At 57.7% G+C, this 234-nt stretch carries 1 protein-coding gene; it reads right to left on the bottom strand.

Annotation, left to right across the window (positions count from 1 at the left end):
- The coding region (locus AC0608_RS13905; protein ID WP_478289495.1) for an amino acid kinase family protein at positions 1-234 on the bottom strand (234 nt) is incomplete at both ends.

Below are 234 nucleotides of genomic sequence, written 5' to 3'. Positions count from 1 at the left end.
CCGGTGGACACGATCACATCCAGCTCACGCGGCAACGGTTGCTGATCGCCACTGATGGCCTTGGCCAGTTCGATCAGGCGATTGGTTTCACCGCTCATGGCCGACAGCACCACCACCAGATCATCGCCGGCGTCGCGGAACTTCTTAACCTTGTCGGCGACCTGCTCGATTCTTTCGACAGAGCCGACCGAGGTGCCTCCAAATTTCTGTACGATCAAAGCCATTTCTAAGCCG

Source organism: Flavobacterium sp. GNP008, assembly GCF_056428965.1.
This window is presented reverse-complemented; position numbering and strand designations above follow the sequence as displayed.